Source organism: Arthrobacter sp. P1_C12_2 (genome assembly GCF_056406415.1).
The window spans coordinates 22,096-28,095 of record NZ_JBFUAF010000030.1 but is presented as its reverse complement, the minus strand read 5'-3'; the positions used below and the strand labels follow the sequence as shown (position 1 = coordinate 28,095).

The following is a 6,000-nucleotide window of genomic DNA, read 5'->3' as shown; positions in this document are numbered from 1 at the left end:
GTCCTCGACCAGTTCGGCCGCAACCTGACCCAGGCGGCGCGCGAGAACAAACTGGACCCCGTGATCGGCCGCGAGCAGGAAATGGAACGCGTCATGCAGGTCCTTTCCCGCCGCACCAAGAACAACCCCGTGCTGATCGGTGAGCCCGGCGTCGGCAAGACCGCCGTCGTCGAGGGCCTGGCCCAGGCGATCGTCCGCGGCGATGTCCCGGAGACCATCAAGGACAAGCAGCTGTACACCCTGGACCTGGGCTCCGTGGTGGCCGGCTCCCGGTACCGCGGCGACTTTGAAGAGCGCCTGAAGAAGGTCCTCAAGGAGATCCGCACCCGCGGGGACATTCTTTTGTTCATCGATGAGATCCAGACCCTGGTGGGTGCCGGTGCCGCCGAGGGTGCGATCGATGCGGCCTCGATCCTGAAGCCGTTGCTGGCCCGCGGCGAACTCCAGACCATCGGCGCCACCACGCTGGACGAATACCGCAAGCACATCGAGAAGGATGCCGCGCTGGAGCGCCGCTTCCAGCCGATCCAGGTCAAGGAACCCTCCGTGGCCGACGCGATCGAGATCCTCAAGGGCCTCCGCGACCGGTATGAGGCACACCACCGGGTCACCATCACCGACGGCGCGCTGGTCGCCGCGGCGAACCTCTCGGAGCGCTACATCTCGGACCGGTTCCTGCCGGACAAGGCGATCGACCTGATCGACGAGGCCGGGGCGCGGCTGCGTATCCGCCGCATGACTGCCCCGCCGGAGCTCAAGTTCATGGACGAGAAGATCGCCGCCATGAAGCTGGAGAAGGAATCCGCGATCGACGCGCAGGACTTCGAAGGCGCCGCGTCGCTGCGCGACAAGGAGCAGAAGCTCATTGCCGAGCGCGCCGAGAAGGAACGCCAGTGGAAGACCGGCGGCATGGACGACATCTCCGAAGTTGATGAGGACCTCATCGCCGAGGTGCTGGCGAAYKCCACCGGCATCCCGGTSTTCAAGCTGACCGAGGAAGAGTCCTCGCGCCTGCTGAAGATGGAAGACGAGCTGCACMARCGTGTGGTSGGCCAGAAYGAGGCCATYAAGKCSSTKTCSCRGGCKATCCGCCGSACCCGTGCRGGYCTSAAGGACCCCAAGCGTCCGGGCGGYTCGTTCATCTTCGCCGGCCCCACCGGCGTCGGYAAGACCGARCTGGCCAAGGCCCTCGCSGAGTTCCTGTTCGGCGAGGAAGACGCGCTGATCACGCTGGACATGTCCGAGTACTCGGAGAAGCACACGGTCTCGCGGCTCTTCGGTGCCCCTCCTGGCTACGTCGGTTACGACGAGGGCGGCCAGCTGACCGAGAAGGTCCGCCGTCGTCCGTTCTCCGTGGTCCTGTTCGATGAAGTGGAGAAGGCGCACGCCGATCTCTTCAACTCGCTGCTGCAGATCCTGGAAGACGGCCGCCTGACCGATAGCCATGGCCGGGTAGTGGACTTCAAGAACACCGTGATCATCATGACCACCAACCTCGGCACCCGGGACATCTCGAAGAGTGTTGCCACCGGCTTCCAGTCCGGCACGGACACACAGACCGGTTACAACCGGATGCGCGCCCGGGTCACGGAGGAGCTCAAGCAGCACTTCCGCCCCGAGTTCCTGAACCGTGTTGACGACGTCATCGTCTTCCCGCAGCTAACCCAGGACGAGATCATCGAGATCGTCGACATGTTCGTCGGCAGGCTCGAGAAGCGCCTGGCAGACAAGGACATGGGCATCGAGCTCACGTCCGCGGCCAAGATACTCCTGGCGACCCGCGGCTACGACCCCGCCATGGGTGCCCGGCCGCTGCGTCGCACCATCCAGCGCGAGATCGAGGACCAGCTCTCCGAGAAGATCCTCTTCGGCGAACTGCACGCCGGCGACATCGTGGTGGTTGACGTGGAAGGCGAAGGCGACGACGCGAAGTTCACCTTCGCCGGCAACGCCAAGCCCCGCATTCCGGACGCACTGCCCGCCGCGGGCTAAACGGAAACCGCCGCTGACCACCGTCGGGGGGCTGATATCACGTGTCCCACCGCATTGTCCTGCAGGCTAAGGCATGCCGGACTCTTTAGTACCCGGCCGCGGCGGTGCTACCCCGTGGGCAATGTGGCGTGTGGTTCGTCCGGACTACGCCATTTTCAATCAGCCGGAACCGGAATGTTCAACCCGGGGGCGTGGGGTGCATCCGGAATCCGTGGCAGCCAAGGATGACGGGGAATACGATGACGAGGCCGGCCGCAAGAACCATTTCATCCGGATCGATCCCACGTCCATCAGCGGCCGCCGCTTCACCGTCACACCACCGCCAACCTGGTGGAGCTCCCTGGATGACGACACCCGCCGGGTTGGAATGACATCCCGGTCACCTTCACAAGGGCTGAAGCCCGCGGGTCGTCGGTCCTCAGCCGGACTTTCCACGATCGGCTGCTGAGGTAACTGCGCCGGAGAGCGAGGCATCTTCCGGATTCACTGAGGTGCTAGGAGAAGTGAATCAACTAAGTCAGAGACAGCGGCAAGTCTCGAGAATCCCGGCCGGGAACAGGCCGACGGATTGAAGCAGCGCGATCGTCCGGCTGCTGCGGCGTAGTCGCTTAGGTCAAATGGGAGTAGATTTGCAGATGCCCACAGAACAAGGGAGCTTCCATGGGTGACGTGTGGATTCGTACCGCCGACCAGGGCCTGATTCGGGCCGCCAAAGTCACTGAAATTAGAACTTCTCGTGGATCGGTCCATGAGGAGACGGGATATGCGGTAACGGTGGTCGCGGGAGGTAAGGCTTTCCATGTTATCGACAACAGCGAGCTCGTCGGAGCGCAGGCTGAAAGGCTTGACTATGCACGGCGGCTGCAGGATGCGTTGCTGCTGGCCATGGATACGGCCCGCGGCGCCGAGGCGCCGATGGTGATTAGCTACGAGAAGGACAGGGAAGGCTGGATGCTTACACCGGCGTCTGATTTGGCCCGCGATTTCCCGCCCCTGAGTTACGCGAAGGACTAGCCATCCGAGGGCCAGTGCGAATTCTCCGGCCGCCGGCTGTGATCCCGACTAGAGAAGAAGCGCCAGTCCGACCGTGGCCGCAACGCCGCAACGGCGAGCCTGGCGACTGTGGCCAGGGCCTGAGCCGTCGCCGCCGGGCAGTTCCGCTTGAGCCTGTTGACGGGCGGAAACTTGAAGCGAAGGTCAAGTCCAGCCGTGTAAGTGTGGCGAGGTTAACTTGCGGTCTTCTCCGCGACAACACCCAAGGCTGAGTCCATGGCCTTGATGTACCGGGTGATGGAGTCACGGTTTTGGACGTGTATGTCGATCTTCTGGGTCATCCGGTCACGCTCCTGGAGAAGTATCCCTCGCAGTTCTGGGTGCGGGTCGGTGACCACGATAGTCTGCGGTCGATCCAGGCAGGGCAGGATGTCCCCTATGAGCCGGGTCGGTATGCCTGCGTCGATCAGGCCACGGATCTTGCCGACGCGGTCAACGAGATGTTCGTCATATGACCGGTAGCCGTTATCGAGGCGGCGAGGGGTCACCAGGCCCTGTTCCTCGTAATACCGCAGCATCCGGGCCGGAACACCTGACCGTTTGGATAGCTCACCAATGCGCATAGGGGCCCTCATTCGTGAACGCGACTTGACCTTCACACTAATGGAAGGGTTCAGAATGGAGCTAATTACAAGCTCAATGAAGGGATTCACATGAAGATCGGCATCCTCGGAGCAGGATCCATCGGCGCGACACTGGCCCGCAAGCTTAGTGAAGCCGGACACGAGGTCAAGGTCGCCAACTCCCGTGGTCCGGAGACCATCAACCCCGAGATCGTGGCAGCAGGAGCCCGGGCAGTAGAGGCCTCCGATGTTGTCACCGACGTCGACGCCCTCATTATCTCCGTACCACTGAGTCGTATCCCCGCGATCAAACCCCTTATCGCCAACCTTCCAGCCGGTGCAGTCATCGTCGATACCTCGAACTACTATCCCATGCGTGATGGACAGGTGCAGGCACTCGATGACGGGCAAGTCGAGAGCGTATGGATCACCGAGCAGCTCGGACGTCCCGTGGCCAAGGCCTGGAACGCCATCGTGGCAGGGTCGTTCGAAGCCAAGGGCAAAGCAGCAGGCGACCCCGATCGCATCGCAATCCCCATTGCCGCGGACCGCGAGCCGGACAAGGCAGTAGCAGTGAGCCTGGTGGAGGACACCGGGTTCGACGCTTTCGACGCGGGGTCCCTTGCCGATTCCTGGCGCCAGCAGCCGGGAGCTCCCGCTTACTGCACCGATCTCACGCGCCAGGAAATCCCTGAAGCTCTTGCAGCCGCCAAGAAGGATCGGATCTCGCAGCGGAGGGACCTGGCGATGGCGGCAATCTCGGAAAAGGTCGAGACCGGTGCGATCCTCACCTCCGACGACGTCGTCGAACTCAACCGAGCCATCTACATCTAACCACTGGTTCGGGCCACCGACCCAGGAACCGAGACCGGCACGTCATGCTTTGCAAGCCACAGCGGTCCAGCCTCATTGAGGTCTGGGCCCCTCTGGTTTGGTGATTGCGTGCGAGGGTGCGGAGGTTGGTTAGGGCGAGTGTTCTTCAAGGGCGCGGCCCTTGGTCTCGATGGCGAAGACGATGGTGATGAGGCCTCCGATGAGGGCCGCTGCGGTTAACACGGTGAAGACGTAGCTGATGCCGAAGTTTGTCGACGATCCATCCGACGAGGAGCGGTCCGATGGCGGATCCTGCGCGGAGCCAAGCGCTTCCGAAGCCCGTGCCGCTGGCGGCGGCTCGTCGGTCTAGACGAGGCCCGGTGTGTTGTTCCGGCGTTTTTCGGCGATACGGGCAATGGCCGCCACCCCGCTGCGGAGGGCGATGGCCATGATGAATGCTGTTGCCAGGGCGAGGGCGATCCAGGCATAGGTTTCGCGGCCCGGGAGGTTCGCTGCGGCGAACCAGCGGACGGCGTAGTTTGCAGTGGTGGCCACAGGAAAGGTGAAGACCCAGAAGAGGGGGCTAAAGGGGAGCTTGCGGTACTCGCCGATGAGGAACAGTTGCATGAGCAGCATGATGATCAGCACTCCGGTGAGGCCGAGCTGCAGCGCTCCCATGGGTCCCGGGTGTGAAACCATCCAGGCGACGCTTGCGGTTGCTGGCGCGGCGAGGTAGGCCGACAGGCCGGTCTTAGCCGCCGGGGGGAGAGCGCCTGCGGTCATCAGCCGGACTGTGACGACGGTTCCGACGACGAGCCAGAAGAAGGCGCCGATGCCGAAGGCGGCCAGCGCCGCGTCGTGGGCGTGGATGCTGGAGAATCCGATGCTGGCGACGAAGGATCCGGCCACGACGGGCAGGAAGTAGCCGGGGTGAATGGCTTGCATTGAAACTCCGCCGGTAATCCAGTGGGCGAAGAGCTGGGTGGCCACGACGGTAAGGGCGGCGATGAACGCAACGCATACCCACATGCCTAGTGCGGGAAGGTATTCGCTGTAGTGGGCTGAGAGCAGGATCCCCACCAGGGGGATGAAGGATGCAAACGGGCCGGCTATCTGGTGCCGGAGATCGGCGCGGAAGGCTCCTTTGCGTCGCAGGCCGCGCAGCAGATAGACCGTGGTCAGGATGAGCCAGATGGCACTGGCCGCTCCGTGGAGGACTTCCTCCGGCCAGGCCGGCGCCCCGAGGGTGGCCCGGGCCGCGGACCATCCGGCGCCCAATCCGGCGAGGCCCAGCGGAACACCGAAGTGGCTCAGCGGCGGCATGCCCGACGGGGCGGCGGGCGAAGGGTCGGCGGGTGATGGTGGGCCCGGTGAGGGGGCGTCCGGGCCGGCCGTTGCCGGCCCGGTCCTGATGTCGGTAACAGTCATTCCGTACTCCTCGGGGCTGGGGTCGTCAGTGGGTCGTGGGATCGGGGTGCGGTGATCGGCAAGGATTGCTTCATCCTGTTGGTGGCGTAGAATCACGGTACAAGCTTTCTTTAAGAAAGTAAATAAACTTGCTTCAAGAAAGTAAGCACCT

4 protein-coding genes and 1 pseudogene are annotated in these 6,000 nt (G+C 63.5%); 3 read left to right on the top strand and 2 right to left on the bottom strand.

The window, feature by feature from the left end; translation table 11 throughout:
- On the top strand, nucleotides 1–1,992 hold a 1,992-nt coding region (locus AC1DZQ_RS21595; RefSeq protein ID WP_476965432.1), incomplete at its 5' end, for an ATP-dependent Clp protease ATP-binding subunit.
- 660 nt (nucleotides 1,993–2,652) lie between these two features.
- On the top strand, nucleotides 2,653–3,006 hold the full coding sequence (locus AC1DZQ_RS21590) for a hypothetical protein (protein ID WP_476965431.1): 354 nt from the start codon (nucleotides 2,653–2,655) through the stop codon (nucleotides 3,004–3,006).
- 212 nt (nucleotides 3,007–3,218) lie between these two features.
- Here the strand turns inward: AC1DZQ_RS21590 and AC1DZQ_RS21585 are convergent, their stop codons facing one another.
- A complete protein-coding gene (locus tag AC1DZQ_RS21585; RefSeq protein ID WP_476965430.1) occupies nucleotides 3,219–3,608 on the bottom strand; it encodes a MerR family transcriptional regulator in 390 nt (129 codons plus the stop codon).
- Between the two features lie 54 nt (nucleotides 3,609–3,662).
- Between AC1DZQ_RS21585 and AC1DZQ_RS21580 the strand changes: the two are divergent.
- Nucleotides 3,663–4,442 (top strand): annotated as a pseudogene (locus tag AC1DZQ_RS21580) (NADPH-dependent F420 reductase); the annotation flags it as partial.
- A 345-nt stretch (nucleotides 4,443–4,787) separates the two neighbouring features.
- Here AC1DZQ_RS21580 and AC1DZQ_RS21575 read toward each other — a convergent pair.
- Complete coding sequence (locus AC1DZQ_RS21575) at nucleotides 4,788–5,849, bottom strand: SLAC1 family transporter (protein WP_476965429.1); 1,062 nt, start codon at nucleotides 5,847–5,849, stop codon at nucleotides 4,788–4,790.
- Nucleotides 5,850–6,000: the final 151 nt, after the last annotated feature.

Coding starts and splice junctions, on each gene's coding strand:
- AC1DZQ_RS21590 (WP_476965431.1), top strand. CDS start 2,653: ATGGGTGACGTGTGGATTCGTACCGCCGACCAGGGCCTGATTCGGGCC.
- AC1DZQ_RS21585 (WP_476965430.1), bottom strand. CDS start 3,608: ATGCGCATTGGTGAGCTATCCAAACGGTCAGGTGTTCCGGCCCGGATG.
- AC1DZQ_RS21575 (WP_476965429.1), bottom strand. CDS start 5,849: ATGACTGTTACCGACATCAGGACCGGGCCGGCAACGGCCGGCCCGGAC.